The sequence below is a fragment of the Kitasatospora sp. NPDC004272 genome (assembly GCF_053603035.1).
In genome coordinates this window covers 1-14808 of sequence record NZ_JBSGET010000001.1, presented here as the reverse complement: position 1 = coordinate 14808, position 14808 = coordinate 1, and the positions used below count along the sequence as shown (strand labels likewise).

The window sequence follows — 14808 nt, the reverse complement described above, 5'->3', positions numbered from 1 at the left end:
CGGAAACGGTGTGCACCCGGGCCGCTCCGACCCGTTAGGCTGACCCCCACCGAGGAGGGTTGCCCGAGCGGCCTAAGGGACCAGTCTTGAAAACTGTCGTGGCCTCGCGCCACCGTGGGTTCAAATCCCACACCCTCCGCGCAGGCGGATGAAACCGCACCTCAGGGCGGGTACCGGAGAGATTCCGGTACCCGCCCTGAGTCGTTCCGTGCCGGGCTGTTGAACGGGGCGCGCACCTGGCGGGCGTCAGGGTTTTCGGACCCGGTCCGCCCTTCCGCTCCGTTCAGTGCCAGCAGGGCGGCACATCCTCGGGTGTTGCCCGGTTCGCTGCCGCCACCGACGTCACTCGCCCGCCCGGGGCCCTCTGCCTCGTCCCGCCGCACACCGTGAGACCTCGCTGGATCTCTCGGTCCTCCGGCCGCTCGCACGAATCGATCGGCTCGGCCGGATTCACCCGCCCCATGCCCGCCAGGACAGCCGCGAGGCTCAAGGCCTCATCTTCACCGGCGGTGCCCCGAGTGCTTGCGCGACTCGGGGCACCGTCTTCTGGTTCTGTGTCCTGCCGTGCGGCGCGGTGGTGGTCAGCCCTGTGCGGCCCGGCGGCGCTGGGAGTAGAGGATCGCGCCGGCACCGAGCACCACCATGGCGCCGCCGGCACCGACCAGCGGGAGGGCGCTGCTGCCGCCGCCGGTGGAGGCGAGGTTGTGGGCGGCAGGAGTGGTGGTGTCGTTGGTGAGCGTGGCGGCGACCGGGGCGCCGGCGACCGGGGCGACCAGGGCGGCGGGCACCGCGGCACCCGCAGGCTTGGTGGCGGACGAACCCTGACCGGTGGACGAACCGGCCGGGTCGGGGTTGGTGATCGGGGTGATCGGGATGGTGACCGAGCCGAGGTTGGTGCTGTTGTCCGCGTCGTTCGCCAGGGTGAAGGTCAGGGCGGAGTCAGCTGCGGCGAGGCGAGCGGTGGCGCCGACGGAGACCGACCAGGTGTAGGTCTGGTGGGCCGGCACGGTGAACTGGCTGGAGGGCATCCCGTGGTCCGGCAGCACCCAGCCGCCGGACTGGTTCTCGCTCCAGGTCGCCAGCCCCCAGGTCGGCGGCGCGTCGATCGCCTGGGCGCTGAAGCTGTACGGGTCGTCCATGGTCAGTGCCGGACCGGTCGGGGTCACGAGGACCTCCGGGTGGAACGGCTGTGCCTGGTCCGAGTCGTTGGTGACCGTCAGCGTCATGCTCTCGGTGCTGCCACCACGCGTCAGCGGAGTGATCTCCGAGGGCGCCGACAGCTTCGCGGTCAGCGGCTTGGCGGCGGCCGGGTCGGGGTTGGTGATCGGGGTGATCGGGATGGTGACCGAGCCGAGGTTGGTGCTGTTGTCCGCGTCGTTCGCCAGGGTGAAGGTCAGGGCGGAGTCAGCTGCGGCGAGGCGAGCGGTGGCGCCGACGGAGACCGACCAGGTGTAGGTCTGGTGGGCCGGCACGGTGAACTGGCTGGAGGGCATCCCGTGGTCCGGCAGCACCCAGCCGCCGGACTGGTTCTCGCTCCAGGTCGCCAGCCCCCAGGTCGGCGGCGCGTCGATCGCCTGGGCGCTGAAGCTGTACGGGTCGTCCATGGTCAGTGCCGGACCGGTCGGGGTCACGAGGACCTCCGGGTGGAACGGCTGTGCCTGGTCCGAGTCGTTGGTGACCGTCAGCGTCATGCTCTCGGTGCTGCCACCACGCGTCAGCGGAGTGATCTCCGAGGGCGCCGACAGCTTCGCGGTCAGCGGCTTGGCGGCGGCCGGGTCGGAGGAGGCGGACGAAGTAGCGGACGGGGTGGCGGCCGGGTCGGAGGGGGCGGACGAAGTAGCGGACGGCGTGGCGGCCGGAGCGGACGAAGCAGCGGACGGGGTGTCGGCCGAGGTGCCGGCGAATGCGGTCGCCGGGGTGAGCACGGCGGCACCGGTGGCGACGGCGAGGGTGATCGCGGAGAGCAGGCGGGAGCGGCGAGCGAACGGGCGTGCGGACATGGTGGTTCCCCCCAGGAACTGGTCAATTGGATGAGCGTCAGAAATCAGCCCGCTGCTCGTTCGTGAACCTCAGCGGCTGCGATGTGAAGATCCTGTCAGATCATTGATTGGCTCATCGTCGTGATCCTGTCACCACTGTGTAACCGCTCACGAGACGCCTCCTGCAACCCGCCCGGTCCCTTCGCGCACCCCCGTCGTACGCCCCCGACCCATGTCCGAGTTTCACGGTCCCTTCCCCTCGGCGGGGCCACCGGTTGACGCTCCGGCGGAGATCGTACGACGCCGGTTCCGCCACGATCCGTCCGCAAACAACTGAATTGTCGGGGGAGATTTCGTGCGATCGACCTGCACACGACGTTCCGGAGCTGCATCGCCTTCTCGGGCAGGTCCGCCCCGTGCCCCAGACGTGCCTGGTCAAGCGGGGAGCGGGAGGCGCGCAGCCGACTGCGGTTGTCGAAGTGCTCCGGCTGGTCGGTGCCGAGGCGGCACGCGGCGGGGCCGTTGAGTTCGGGCAGCAGGCGGCTGAGGAACGGCTGCGCGGGGTCGGCGGTCCGGGCCCGGGCCAGGATCAGGTCCGCGGCCTCCCGGTACGACCGGGCGCCGTGCAGGTGGACCCGGAACGGGTGGTGGTCGACGGCGGCGCCGGTCCTGGCCCGCAGGGTGCGTGAGGAGTCGAGCGACTCCAAGTACTGGTACCGGGCGGTGCCGTGCTGCGTCATGGGTGTCCCCTGGATGCCGGCCTGCGGGACGGGATGCTCCCCGGAGCGGCGGAGGGTGGTCAGCCTCCGCCGGGGCCGGTCTCAGCCGGAGCCGGACGGGCCGGGGTCAGAACAGGGTGGGCGGGGCCTCCGGACCGGGGAGGCCGGGGAGGGCGTCCTGCCAGAGGGTGGCTTCGCTGAGGGGGAGTTGGCGCATGCTGCCGGTGCACAGGGCGAGCGAGCGGCGGTCGCGCTTGTGGTCGTGGACGACGCCGTAGCCGGTGCGGCGGGTGGGCATGAGGGCGACCGGGCGGTCGCAGTCGGGGCACTGGATCCGTGGTGCGCGCATGGGCCCAGGGTGCCCGATCGGACCGACACCGCGGGAGGGGGCGGCGGGAGGGGCGGCGGGAGGTTGTCCGGACGGCGGAGGGGGAGGAGAGTGCCGGACGAGACGAGTGGAGGTTGTCGTGGGTGGGTTGGTCGAACGGCTGCGCGCGGGGCTGCCGGACGGGGCGGTCGCGGTCGATCCGGACGTGACGGCCGCGTACGCGCGGGACATGGCCGGGTTCTGCGCGGCGGGCGAGCCCGCGGTGCTGGTGTTCCCGGAGACGGTCGAGCAGGTGCAGTTCGTGCTGCGGACGGCGACCGAGCTGCGGGTGCCGGTGGTTCCGCAGGGCGCCCGGACGGGACTGTCGGGCGGGGCGAACGCGGTGGACGGCTGCGTGCTGCTGTCGCTGACCCGGATGAACCGGATCCTGCGCCTCGACCCGGTCGACCGGATCGCCGTGGTGCAGCCGGGCGTGGTCAACGCCGAACTGTCCCGCGCCGCCGAGGCCCTGGGGCTGGCCTACCCGCCGGACCCGTCGAGCTGGGAGTCCTGCACCATCGGCGGCAACATCGGCACCGGCGCCGGCGGCCTGTGCTGCGTGAAGTACGGCGTGACCGCCGAGTACGTGCTCGGCCTGGACGTGGTGCTGGCCGACGGGCGACTGCTGCGGACGGGGCGGCGCACCGCGAAGGGCGTGGCCGGGTACGACCTGACCCGGCTGCTGGTCGGTTCGGAGGGCACGCTGGGCGTGGTCGTCGAGGCGGTGCTGGCGCTACGGCCCGCACCGGGGCCGCAGTTGGTGCTGGCGGCTGAGTTCGACTCGGTGGACGCCGCAGGGGCGGCGGTGTGCGAGGTGATGGCGGCCGGGCACACGCCCTCGCTGATGGAGCTGATGGACGCCACCACCGTCCGGGCGGTGAACGAGATGGCCCGGATGGGGCTGCCGGAGTCGACCCGGGCGCTGCTGCTGGTCGCCTTCGACGGCCCGGACCAGCGGGAGCGGCTGGCCGCGGTCGGCGAGCTGTGCACCGCGGCCGGGGCCACCGGCGTGGTGCCGGCCGAGGACCGGGCGGAGTCCGAACTGCTGCTGCAGGCACGGAGGTTGTCGCTGCCCGCACTGGAACGGCTGGGCACCACGATGATCGACGACGTGGCGGTGCCGCGCAGCGCGCTGGCCGCGATGCTGAGCGGCGTCGCGGAGATCGCCGACCGGCACCGGCTGACCATCGGTGTGGTCGCGCACGCGGGCGACGGCAACACCCACCCGGTGGTGATCTTCGACGCCAAGGACGAGGAGCAGACCGCCCGGGCCCGCAGTTCCTTCGACGAGATCATGGCGCTCGGCCTGGAGCTGGGCGGGACGGTGACCGGCGAGCACGGCATCGGCCTGCTGAAGCGCGAGTGGCTGGCCCGGGAGCTCGGCCCGGTCGGGCTGGAGCTGCAGCGGCAGATCAAGGCGGCGTTCGACCCGCTGGGCATCCTCAACCCCGGGAAGGTGCTCTGACGGGGGCCGGCGGGGCGGCGGCCGCACCGCCCCGGACCGGCGGAGGTATTTCCCGACCATCACAAGATGATGGTCGGGAAATTCGCGCGCAATTTACCTGACCATCATAATCCGGCATCCGCATGATAGGAGAAATCCGGCCGGGTGGCTTGAAATATCGACTTGGCGCGGTCATTCGACCTGAAAGGGGCGTGGGCCGACCGTTCGTGCGCCCCGGGGCTCGCACGACTCGCCGGAAACCGGTGGCCGCGCCCCCGCCCGAACGGGGTGCCGGGCCCCGCCGTTCGGGCCAAGTCGCAGCTGGTGAGCGGTGTGTCTGTCGACGAACCGATCGTCCCGGGGTTATGCGCCCTTGCCCCCGCGTCACGCTAATGGGGGAAAAGACTCAGCGGTGCTGGTGCTTTGTCGATTTGTTGCGGAAGTCTGTTCCTCGGCGTCGCAGCCCCCGGAGCCCCGTCTGGCCACGGACTCCGGAACGACTTTCCATCTAGCAATGACCGGTAAGTACCAACGGAGGGAATCCCATGGCGCGCTCCCGCACCACACGTCTGGCCGCGCTGGTCGCGTCCGTCCCGCTCGCCGCCGGCCTGCTGCTGGCCGGAGCGGGTGCCGCGGCGGCCGACAGCGGTGCGGCTGCCGACCACGGCTCGAACAGCGGCGTGGTCTCGGACTTCGGCAGCGGCAACATCTTCGGGTCGGTCGACGGCAACTACAACTCCGCCCAGCAGACGGCCACCGGCGCCGGTGCGTCGAACCAGAACAACACCCTCGGGGTGAAGGGCAACTCGGGCGTCGTCTACGCGGACCAGTCCAACAAGAACTTCAACTTCGTCTTCGCGCCGGTCTACTCGTACTGACCTCCCGGCGGGAGGTGCGGACGGACCGGCGGGGGCGCCGGACCGGACGGAGCACGGACCGCCGGAGCACCCGGGAACGGAAAGGGTCACCGCCTCGGGGCACACGACGAACGACGATCAGCACCCCTCGGGGGCGCGGTGCCGCTACGGCGGCCGCCGCGCCCCCGAGGCGCTTCCCGGTCCCAGCGGAACCGGAGCGGACCCGGAACGGGGCAGGAGCGGAGTCCGGCCCCCGCCGGGGCTCAGCGGCGCGCGGTGAGCGTCGCCCCCACGCTGGCGACGACCACGCAGCAGATGCCGAGCACCTGCGGCAGGCCCAGCACCTGGCCGAGCACCAGCAGCCCGACCAGGGCGCTGACCGCCGGGTCCAGGCTGACGACCACGCTGAACACCCGCTGCGACATCCGGCGCAGCGCGGTCATCTCCAGCGCGTACGGCAGCACCGGGAAGAGCAGGGCGACGCCCGCGACGGCGAGCAGCAGCAGGACGGGGGAGGAGGAGCCGGACAGGCCGTGCAACGCCTCGGCGGCGCCGAACGGGGCGAGCACGACGGTGCCGATGGTGAACGAGACCGCCAGGCCCTCGAAGCCCTGGAAGGCCGCGCCGACCTTGTCGGTGAACAGGATGTAGCCCGCGTAGCAGGCGGCCGCGCCGAACGCGCAGGCCAGACCGACCGGGTCGAGGCCGCCGGAGCCGCCACCGCCGAGCAGGGTGAGCAGGGCGACCCCGGCGGCGGCCAGCACCGCCCACAGCACGTGCCCGGCGCGGCGGGCGAAGACCAGGGCGACGGCCAGCGGGCCGAGGAACTCGATGGTGGCGGCGGTGCCCATCGGCAGCCGGTCGACGGCCGCCGCGAACAGCAGCGTCATCCCGGCGGAGGCGACGCCCAGCAGCCCGGCCAGCGCCAGGTCGCGGGGGCTGCGGCCGCGCAGCCGGGGCCGGGTGACGGCGAGCAGTACGACGGCGGCGAAGGAGATCCGCAGGAAGGTCGCGCCCGCCACGCCCAGCACGCCGAACAGCGGCTTGGACGCCGCCACGCCGAGCTGCACCGCCAGCATCGACACCAGGCACAGCACCGGCGCCGGAACGCTCCCCAGCCGCCGCCGCACCCGCCGCCGCACACCGCGTTCGGCCGGGCGGGTTCGACCGGATCCGGTATCGACCTTCGAAACGGTGGTGGCGATCGGGATTTCGCTTGTTCTTTCAACGGTGAGGGGCGCGCCTGACATGGGATCGAGTCTGGCGTAAGGAGCACAAATGGTCAAAGCCGGTTACCGGCAGGGTGCGGCACGGAGCCGCCCGGGTGACCCGGCGGCACCGGCAGCGTGTCCTGCCGGACGACCCGGCGCCGCGTCGGTAGTCCTGGAGGGATGCGCTACCTCGGCCCGGCGGCCCTGACGGCCGCGTCCCTCGTCCTGCTGCTCGCCACCGACCAGGACGCCGTCGGAATGCTGGCGGCCGGCCCGTCGGCCACCCCCGCCCGGGCCGAAGCCCGCCCCGCGCCCCCGGCCGCAGCACGGCAGCAGGGGCAGAGGCAGGGGCAGAGGCAGGAGCAGCAGCTCACCCCCGAGCTCACCGCCCAGCGGCTGCCCGCCGTGGCCCACCAGGCCGCCCCGCTGACGGCCGCCGGGACGGTCGCCCGGACGGCCCCCGGAGCCGCGACCGGGGTCGTGACCAGGGTCGTGACCGGGGTCGTGACCGGAACGGCGACCGGGACGGCGACCGGGTCCGCCGCCGAGCCGCCACTGGTCCGGCTGAGCCGTACGGTGCTGTCCGACCCGCTGCGTTCGCGCCGCTCCCCGTTGCCCGTGGAGGTGTTCACCGGCGCCGGGTTCGACGCCTGCACGGCGCCCCCGCTGGAGACCATGCGCGCCTGGTGGGGCACCTCCCCGTACGAGGCGGTCGGGATCTACACCAGCGGACGGCAGCGGGCTTGTGCGCAGCCCCGGCTGACCGCGGCCTGGGTGCGGGAGGTCCGGGCGATGGGCTGGCGGGTGGTGCCGACCCACGTCGGTCGGCAGGCCCCGTGCATGACGGCGGCCGGAAAGGCGCAGCGGATCGACCCGGCGAAGGCGGTGCAGCAGGGCAAGGAGGAGGCCGCCGAGGCGGTGCGCGCGGTGAAGGACCTCGGCCTGCGCACCGGCACCCCCGTCTACCTGGACGTCGAGGCGTACCCGCGCGGCGACTCGGCGTGCAGCCAGGCGGTGATGGACTTCACCGTCGGCTGGACGCAGGCGCTGCACCGGGCGGGCTACCGCTCCGGCTTCTACTCCTCCACCGACGCGGGCGTGGCCGACCTGGCCGCCGCCGCCCGGGCCGGCAGCGCGCCGCTGCCGGACGCGGTCTGGTACGCCCGCTGGGACGACCGGGCCACCACCACCGACGGCGCGGGCCGGCTCGGCGACGACCTGTGGGCCGACCACGCCCGGATCCACCAGCACCACGGCAACGCCCAGGAGACGTACGGCGGCGCCGCGCTGACCATCGACCGCGACCAGCTGGACGGCCCGGTCGCCCGCTGAGCGACCGGCGCGGCCACGACGCGAGGCCGGCGGGGCTACGGCGCGAGGTCGGCGCGGCCACGGCGCGAGGCCGGCGTCCCGCGGCCCGGGGCCGGCGCGGGGAGCGGACGGACGGGTGGTCCTCCGCCGTTCGAAGCGGTCGGCCCGGCGGGGCCGCCGACCGGGGTTCCGCCACGCCCCGGACTCGGGCGTGCACGTCCCGCGACCTGGGCGGGAGCCGTCGGTCTCATCTCGGTTGCGACTACTGACAGCGGGGGAGGAGCGGGGAAACAATCGAAAGCATCGGTTGCTACCTGTCGGTAGCAACGTGCCGGCCGGTCAAGGAGGACCCGTGTACAGCACGATGCAGGACGTTCCGCTCACAGTCGCCCGAATTCTGCAGCACGGGTCCACCATCCACGGCCGGTCGACCGTCACCACCTGGACCGAGGACGGCCCGGTGGTGCGCACCTTCGCCGAGGTCGGGGCCCGCGCCGCCCAGCTCGCGCACGCGCTGCACGAGCAGCTCGGGGTGGTCGACGGCGAGCCGGTCGGCACCCTGATGTGGAACAACACCGAGCACCAGGAGGCGTACCTGGCGATACCGTCGATGGGCGCCGTCCTGCACACCCTGAACCTGCGGCTGCCCGCCCACCAGCTGGTCTACATCGTCCAGCACGCCGCGGACCGGGTGGTGATCGTCAACGGCTCGGTGCTGCCGCTGCTGGCCGCCGTGCTGCCGCAGCTGGCCGGCACGGTCGAGCACGTGGTGGTGTCCGGCGGGTACGACCCGGCGCTGCTGGCCGGGTTCGGCGGCACGGTGCACGACTACGAGGAACTGCTCGCGGGCCGGCCGACCGACTACCCGTGGCAGACCGACATCGACGAGAAGCAGGCCGCCGCGCTCTGCTACACCTCCGGCACCACCGGCGACCCCAAGGGCGTGGTCTACAGCCACCGCTCGATCTACCTGCACTCGATGCAGATCATCGCCGCCTCCAGCTTCGGCCTGACCGCCCGCGACACCGTGCTGCCGGTCGTGCCGATGTTCCACGTGAACGCCTGGGGCATTCCGCACGCGGCGTTCATGACCGGCGCGAGCCTGCTGATGCCGGACCGCTTCCTGCAGCCCGAGCCGCTCGCCACGATGATCGACCGGGTCAAGCCGACCTTCGGCGCCGCCGTCCCGACCATCTGGACCGGCCTGCTGGACGAGCTGGACGCGGGCGACTACGACACCTCGACCCTGGAGACCGTCGTCATCGGCGGCTCGGCCTGTCCGCCCGCGCTGATGAAGGCGTTCGAGGAGCGGCACGGCATCCGGGTCATCCACGCCTGGGGCATGACCGAGACCTCCCCGCTGGGCACCGTCGCCCACCCGCCGGCCGGCGTCACCGGCGAGGAGGAGTGGGCCTACCGGGTCACCCAGGGCGTCTTCCCGTCCTCCGTGCAGGCCCGGCTGATCGGCCCCGGCGGCGAGGCGGTGCCGCACGACGGCGTCGCCGAGGGCGAGCTGGAGGTGCGCGGCCCGTGGATCGCCGGGGCGTACTTCGGCGGTGCGGGCAACGAGGCCGACGCGCCCGAGGACAAGTTCAGCCCGGACGGCTGGCTGCGCACCGGCGACGTCGGCACCATCACCGCCGACGGCTACCTGACGCTCACCGACCGCGCCAAGGACGTGATCAAGTCCGGCGGCGAGTGGATCAGCTCGGTCGCCCTGGAGAACCACCTGATGGCCCACCCCGAGGTCGCCGAGGCCGCCGTGGTGGCCGTCCCGGACGAGAAGTGGGGCGAGCGCCCGCTGGCCACTGTGGTGCTGCGCCCCGGCGCCACGGCCGGACTCCCCGAGCTGCGGGCCTTCCTGGCCGAGCGGGTCGCCTCCTGGCAGCTGCCGGAGCGCTGGTCGGTGATCGAGTCGGTGCCGAAGACCTCGGTCGGCAAGTTCGACAAGAAGGTGATCCGCGCGGACTACGCGGCCGACCGCCTCGCCGTGACGCTGCTCGGCAAGGGCGAGCAGGGTGGCCAGGGCGAGCAGGGCGGCCGGGCCGAGCAGGGCTGAGCCGGGACTCCTGACGGCCTTCCCCGGGAGGATCCCGGCAGCCGGTTCGAAATACCCCAGGGGGGTATAACGTTCCTTGCGACCGGGAGAACCCGCCGGACCGGACGAGGAGGGCCGTCATGGAGCACAGCGCGCACCCCGGGCACGAGCACGCCGGCCACGGAGGCCACCCGCACCACGGCGTCGGCGGCAGCAGCTGGCGCACCGCCGCACAGGCGACGCTGCACTGCCTCACCGGCTGCGCCATCGGCGAGGTGCTCGGCCAGGTGATCGGCGTCGGCCTCGGCCTGCACAACGGCGCGACCGTGGTGCTGTCGACCGCGCTCGCCTTCGTGTTCGGCTACGCGCTGACCATGCGCGGCGTGCTGCGGGCCGGCCTGTCCTTCCGGGCCGCGCTCAAGGTCGCGCTGGCCGCCGACACCGTGTCGATCGTGGTCATGGAGCTGATCGACAACGGCGTCATGGTGGCCGTGCCGGGAGCGATGGACGCCGGCCTGGGCCAACTCCTGTTCTGGGCGTCGCTGGCCGGTTCCCTGGTGCTGGCCTTCCTGGTCACCGTCCCGGTCAACCGCTGGCTGATCGGCCGGGGCCGGGGCCACGCGGTGGTCCACGCCTACCACTGACCCCGGCAGCCCGGACCCCGGCGGCCTCAGCGCCCGGCGGCCTCAGCGCCCGGCGGCCTCAGCGCCCGGCGGCCTCAGCGCCCGGCGGCGACGGTGTTGCCGGTGACCGACCCGTCCGTGCCGTCCACCGTCACCAGGTGGCGCACGCCGTCCGCACCGAGCACCTCCACCGACCAGGAGCTCCCGCCGCCCTCGCGGCCGACCACCGCGAGGGCGGCGGCCTTGCCGTCCGGAACGGCCGCGAGGGCCTTGGCCAGGGCCTGGTCGGCGGGGACGGCGGGCAGCGCGGCGGGCGCGAGCTTCCCGTCCCCGGGGCCGGCGCCCTGCCCGACGGAGACGCCGGGCGGCAGCGCCCCGTCGCCGGGGACGACCTCGACCGAGCCGTCCTCGCCGCGGATCACCAGCTTGCCGACCCCGTCCGGCAGTTCGGGGACGCCCGGGGCACGAACCGGGCCCCACCCCGCGTGGGCGCGGTCGAAGACGGGCACCGAGCGGTCGTGGTGGCGCTCCAGCGCGGCACCCGCGCCGACGGCCACCGCGCCCAGCACCACCACCACGGCGGCGCCCAGCAGCCAGCGGACCCCGCGCCGCCGGGGCAGCAGCCGCCGCGGGCGCGGGGAGGCGGGCGCGGCCGTCCCGGGCTCCGGCGGCGCGAGCTTGGTCAGATCGGTCGGTTCGGAACCGGAGGCGGGAGCAGGAGCGGCAACGGACTCGGACGCGGACGCGGGCTCGGACGCGGACCCGGCCCCGGGCTCGGGCGACTGCGGTGCGGACATCTGGGTGGACCCCCTCGTGGGAAAGCGGCCGGGGAACGGTCCCGTTCGGCCGGGCGCCCAGCATGCAGCCGCCCGCCTGAAGCCAGGCTGAAGCCGCCCCACCGCTCGGGCCGGACGCCTGCGACGCTGTCTGCCATGCGCGTACTGGTGGTGGAGGACGAACGGCGGCTCGCCGCCACGCTGCAGCGCGGGCTGCGGGCCGAGGGCTTCGCCGTCGACCTCGCCCACGACGGCGAGGAGGGGCTGTGGCTGGCCACCGAGCACGACTACGACGTGATCGTGCTCGACATCATGCTGCCCCGGCTGAACGGCTACCGGGTCTGCTCCCGGCTGCGCGCGGCCGGTGACGAGACGCCGATCCTGATGCTCACCGCCAAGGACGGCGAACTCGACGAGGCCGAGGCGCTGGACACCGGCGCCGACGACTTCCTTTCCAAGCCGTTCTCGTACGTGGTGCTGGTCGCCCGGCTGCGCGCGCTGGTCCGCCGCACCGGGCGCCGGCTGCCGCAGACCCTGGAGTTCGGTGACCTGTCGATCGACCCGGCCCGCCGGACCTGCACCCGGGCGGGCATCGAAGTACGGCTGACCACAAGGGAGTTCGCGGTGCTGGAGTGTCTGGCCCGGGCGTCCGGCGGGGTGGTGTCCAAGCGGGAGATCCTGGAGAGCGTCTGGGACTCCGCCTTCGACGGCGACCCCAACATCGTCGAGGTGCACGTCAGCGCCCTGCGCCGGAAGATCGACGCCCCGTTCGGCCGCAGCGCGGTCGGGACGGTCCGCGGGGCCGGCTACCGGCTGGCGGTGGACGGTGGCTGACCACGACGAGGAGCACGGTGCCCCGCGCCGCCGCCCGCACCGTGCCCTGCGCCGCCCGCACCGTGCCCTGCGCCGCCTGCTGCCGCGCTCGGTGCGGGCCCGGGCCACCTTCGCCGCCACCGCCGTGGTGGCCCTCGCCCTGAGCGGCACCGCGGTGGCCCTGCTCGGCGTGCTGCAGGCCAACCTGTCCCGGGACGTCCAGCAGTCCGCCGTCCGGCAGGCCGACAAGGTGGCCGCGCTGGCCGAGCGCGAGCACCTGCCGCCGGTCATCGCGGGCCCCGGCGGCACGATCGTCCGGGTGGTCGACTCCGGCGGGAAGCTGATCTCCACCACCCCCGACCTGGCGGCTTCCTACGGCGTCGTCCTCCCCCTGCCGCAGGCCCCGGAACTGCCCCGGCCGCCGGACGGTCCGCTCTCGTACCGGCAGACCTTCGAACCGGACGGCCGGGCGTACGTCGGCGCGTTGGTGCAGGACCCGGAGCAGCGGGTGGTCTCGGTGACCGTCAACGGCCCGGACGGGGAGCTCACCATCTACTCGGCCGCACCCACCGGCACGGTGGACGCGGCCGGGCGCACCGCCGCCGCCGCGCTCGCCGTCGCCCTGCCGCTGCTGGTGGCGCTGGTGGCCCTGGTGACCTGGCGGGTGACCGGCCGGGCGCTGGGCCCGGTGGAGGCGATCCGCTCCGAGGTCGCCGAGATCACCGGCCACGACCTGCACCGCCGGGTGCCGGTGCCGCGCACCGCCGACGAGGTCTCCCGGCTGGCCGTCACCGTCAACGCCACCCTGGACCGGCTGGAGGACGCCGGGCAGCGCCAGCGCCGCTTCATCGCCGACGCCTCGCACGAACTGCGCAGCCCGATCGCCGTGCTGCGCACCCAGTTGGAGGTCGCGCTGGCCCACCCCGATCCGGAGTCGTGGCCCGAACTGCTCGCCGACGCCCTGCAGGACACCGTCCGCCTGCAGGACCTCGCCGCCGATCTGCTGCTGCTCGCCCGGCTGGACGCCGCCGACCCGGTCGCCACCGAACTCCTGGACCTGGACGTGCTGTTCGCCGACGTGCTGGACGCCCGCCCGGCCGACCGCGTCCCGGTCCGGGCCGAACTGGCCGACGGGGTACGGGTGCTGGGGAACCGCACCTGGCTGACCCGGCTGCTCACCAACCTGGTGGACAATGCCCAGCGCTACGCGGAGGGCCGGGTGGAGGTCCGCCTCGCCGTCGAGGACGGCGCGGCGGTGCTGGAGGTGCGCGACGACGGCCCGGGCATCCCGGAGCCGGACCGGGAGCGGGTGTTCGAGCGCTTCACCCGGCTCGACGACGCCCGCAGCCGCGAACTCGGCGGCGCCGGGCTGGGGTTGGCCATCGCCCGGGACCTGGCCGAGCACCACGGCGGCACCCTGTGCGCCGCCGGGCAGCCGGACGGAGCCGAACTCCCCTGCGGTGCCCGCCTGGTGGCCCGCCTCCCACTGGCCGGGCCACTCTCGCGGGCAAATTGACGGAAGGTCAGAACGAGACGCCGCTGCCCGCCGCCACGACCTGGCCCAACGCGCCGATCCTGGCCAGGAGTTCGACGATCCGCCCCTGCACGTCCTCGGTGGTGGAGCGCTCGGCGAGGAACAGCACGTTCTCGCCGGTGCGCAGTCCGGCCCGGGCCTGCGGATCCAGGTCGGCCGAGGTGTAGACGACCAGCGGGGTGCGGTGCAGGCGGTCGTTGGCGCGCAGCCAGTCGAGCAGCCCGAGGTCGCGGCGCTCGATCCGCTGCAGGTCCAGCACCACCAGGTTCGGCTGGATGCTGCTGGCCCGGGCCACCGCCTCGTTCTCGTCGGCGGCGTGCTCGACGTGCATGCCGCGCCGTTCCAGGCTGGCCACCAGCGCCGCCGCGACCTCCGGGTCGGACTCCACCAGCAGCACCCGGGCCGCGTGGTTCTCGCCGTCCCGGGGCGCGAGCGCCCGCAGCAGCACCGCCGGGTCGGCGCCGTACGCGGCGTCCCGGGTGGCCTGGCCGAGGCCGGCCGCCAGCAGCACCGGCACCCGTCCGGCCAGCGCGGCGGTGCGCAGCGACTGCAGCGCGGTGCGGGTGATCGGCCCGGTCAGCGGGTCGACGAACAGCGCGGCGGGGGTCTGCGGCACCTGCGCGTCGACCTCCTCGCGGGAGGCGACGACGACCGGGCTGAAGCCGCGGGCCTCCAGCGCGCCCCGGGTGGACGGGTCGGGCTCGGGCCACACCAGCAGCGGGCGCGGGCCGTCCGGCGCCTGCCCGCGGGCCGGGGCGAGTTCGGCGACCGGCCGGGGCGGGGTGCGCCCCTCGACCGGGGCGCCGCCGGGCAGTGCCAGGGCCGCCCCGGGGCCGCCCTCGCCCGGCGCGCCCTGCGGGGCCTGCCCGTTCAGGCGCTGCCCGTTCAGCAGCGTCGGGTCGACCGCGGACGGGGTGCTCCCGCCCGCGGGCAGCGCGTTCGCGGCGGGCGCCTGGTGGGGGGTCGGGCTGCCGGGGGCCGGAGCGCCGGGCGCCGGGGTGCCGGGGAACGCGGCCGGGAAGGCGGCCTGGAAGCCGCCCAGCGGGCGGGGCGGCAGCAGCTCGCCCAGTCCGCTGCCGACCGGCTGCGGGCGGTCCTCCCCGGCGGCGGGGTCGGCGGCGGGCAGCGCCGGCGCG

12 protein-coding genes and 1 tRNA gene are annotated in these 14808 nt (G+C 74.4%); 8 read left to right on the top strand and 5 right to left on the bottom strand.

The genetic code is table 11. The annotated features are described in order from the left end of the window. The first annotated feature begins 53 nt into the window (after positions 1–53). Positions 54–139: transfer RNA gene (locus ACWEO5_RS00065), tRNA-Ser, on the top strand. Positions 140–581: 442 nt separating this feature from the next. On the opposite strand, the gene ACWEO5_RS00060 is transcribed toward ACWEO5_RS00065, so the two are convergent. Both ACWEO5_RS00060 and ACWEO5_RS00055 read right to left on the bottom strand, forming a co-directional pair. Beyond that, the gene (locus ACWEO5_RS00060; protein ID WP_452158570.1) at positions 582–2000 is read right to left on the bottom strand and encodes a hypothetical protein; all 1419 of its coding nucleotides are present in this window, start codon (positions 1998–2000) and stop codon (positions 582–584) included. Positions 2001–2825: 825 nt separating this feature from the next. Continuing rightward, positions 2826–3047, bottom strand: coding sequence for a hypothetical protein (locus ACWEO5_RS00055; protein WP_344549670.1), 222 nt, complete (start codon positions 3045–3047; stop codon positions 2826–2828). Positions 3048–3165: 118 nt separating this feature from the next. Here ACWEO5_RS00055 and ACWEO5_RS00050 point away from each other — a divergent pair, with 118 nt between their 5' ends. Together ACWEO5_RS00050 and ACWEO5_RS00045 are read left to right on the top strand one after the other, a co-directional pair. Beyond that, positions 3166–4530, top strand: a complete 1365-nt coding sequence (locus ACWEO5_RS00050) for an FAD-binding oxidoreductase (protein WP_452158568.1) — start codon at positions 3166–3168, stop codon at positions 4528–4530. A gap of 524 nt (positions 4531–5054) precedes the next feature. Further along, positions 5055–5387: a hypothetical protein gene (locus ACWEO5_RS00045; RefSeq protein WP_452158566.1), complete on the top strand. Its 333-nt coding sequence runs from the start codon at positions 5055–5057 to the stop codon at positions 5385–5387. Between the two features lie 242 nt (positions 5388–5629). Here the strand turns inward: ACWEO5_RS00045 and ACWEO5_RS00040 are convergent, their stop codons facing one another. Continuing rightward, a complete protein-coding gene (locus ACWEO5_RS00040) occupies positions 5630–6463 on the bottom strand; it encodes an EamA family transporter (protein ID WP_452158564.1) in 834 nt (277 codons plus the stop codon). A 294-nt stretch (positions 6464–6757) separates the two neighbouring features. On the opposite strand from ACWEO5_RS00040, the gene ACWEO5_RS00035 reads away from it, so the two are divergent. From ACWEO5_RS00035 to ACWEO5_RS00025, 3 genes are all read left to right on the top strand, one after another. Then, positions 6758–7909: a DUF1906 domain-containing protein gene (locus tag ACWEO5_RS00035; protein WP_452158562.1), complete on the top strand. Its 1152-nt coding sequence runs from the start codon at positions 6758–6760 to the stop codon at positions 7907–7909. Between the two features lie 331 nt (positions 7910–8240). Continuing rightward, positions 8241–9947, top strand: a complete 1707-nt coding sequence (locus tag ACWEO5_RS00030; RefSeq protein ID WP_452158560.1) for a long-chain fatty acid--CoA ligase — start codon at positions 8241–8243, stop codon at positions 9945–9947. A 119-nt stretch (positions 9948–10066) separates the two neighbouring features. Further along, positions 10067–10570 (top strand): DUF4396 domain-containing protein, encoded by a 504-nt coding sequence (locus ACWEO5_RS00025; RefSeq protein ID WP_452158558.1) that lies wholly within the window; start codon positions 10067–10069, stop codon positions 10568–10570. 74 nt (positions 10571–10644) lie between these two features. Here the strand turns inward: ACWEO5_RS00025 and ACWEO5_RS00020 are convergent, their stop codons facing one another. Further along, positions 10645–11346 carry a PepSY domain-containing protein gene (locus ACWEO5_RS00020; protein WP_452158556.1) on the bottom strand — a complete coding sequence of 234 codons (702 nt, stop codon included), beginning with the start codon at positions 11344–11346 and terminating at the stop codon, positions 10645–10647. 135 nt (positions 11347–11481) lie between these two features. On the opposite strand from ACWEO5_RS00020, the gene ACWEO5_RS00015 reads away from it, so the two are divergent. Beyond that, on the top strand, positions 11482–12159 hold the full coding sequence (locus ACWEO5_RS00015) for a response regulator transcription factor (protein WP_452158554.1): 678 nt from the start codon (positions 11482–11484) through the stop codon (positions 12157–12159). Then, the gene (locus ACWEO5_RS00010) at positions 12152–13654 is read left to right on the top strand and encodes a sensor histidine kinase (RefSeq protein ID WP_452158552.1); all 1503 of its coding nucleotides are present in this window, start codon (positions 12152–12154) and stop codon (positions 13652–13654) included. The genes ACWEO5_RS00015 and ACWEO5_RS00010 overlap by 8 nt, the downstream gene beginning before the upstream one ends. 7 nt (positions 13655–13661) lie before the next feature. Here the strand turns inward: ACWEO5_RS00010 and ACWEO5_RS00005 are convergent. Then, positions 13662–14808 (bottom strand): response regulator (locus ACWEO5_RS00005; protein ID WP_452158550.1); only part of this gene is annotated, 1147 nt, incomplete at its 5' end.

Excerpts from the sequence above, each read along its gene's own strand:
- ACWEO5_RS00020 (WP_452158556.1), bottom strand. The coding sequence starts at position 11,346 with ATGTCCGCACCGCAGTCGCCCGAGCCCGGGGCCGGGTCCGCGTCCGAG.
- ACWEO5_RS00035 (WP_452158562.1), top strand. The coding sequence starts at position 6,758 with ATGCGCTACCTCGGCCCGGCGGCCCTGACGGCCGCGTCCCTCGTCCTG.
- ACWEO5_RS00055 (WP_344549670.1), bottom strand. The coding sequence starts at position 3,047 with ATGCGCGCACCACGGATCCAGTGCCCCGACTGCGACCGCCCGGTCGCC.
- ACWEO5_RS00025 (WP_452158558.1), top strand. The coding sequence starts at position 10,067 with ATGGAGCACAGCGCGCACCCCGGGCACGAGCACGCCGGCCACGGAGGC.
- ACWEO5_RS00045 (WP_452158566.1), top strand. The coding sequence starts at position 5,055 with ATGGCGCGCTCCCGCACCACACGTCTGGCCGCGCTGGTCGCGTCCGTC.
- ACWEO5_RS00060 (WP_452158570.1), bottom strand. The coding sequence starts at position 2,000 with ATGTCCGCACGCCCGTTCGCTCGCCGCTCCCGCCTGCTCTCCGCGATC.
- ACWEO5_RS00015 (WP_452158554.1), top strand. The coding sequence starts at position 11,482 with ATGCGCGTACTGGTGGTGGAGGACGAACGGCGGCTCGCCGCCACGCTG.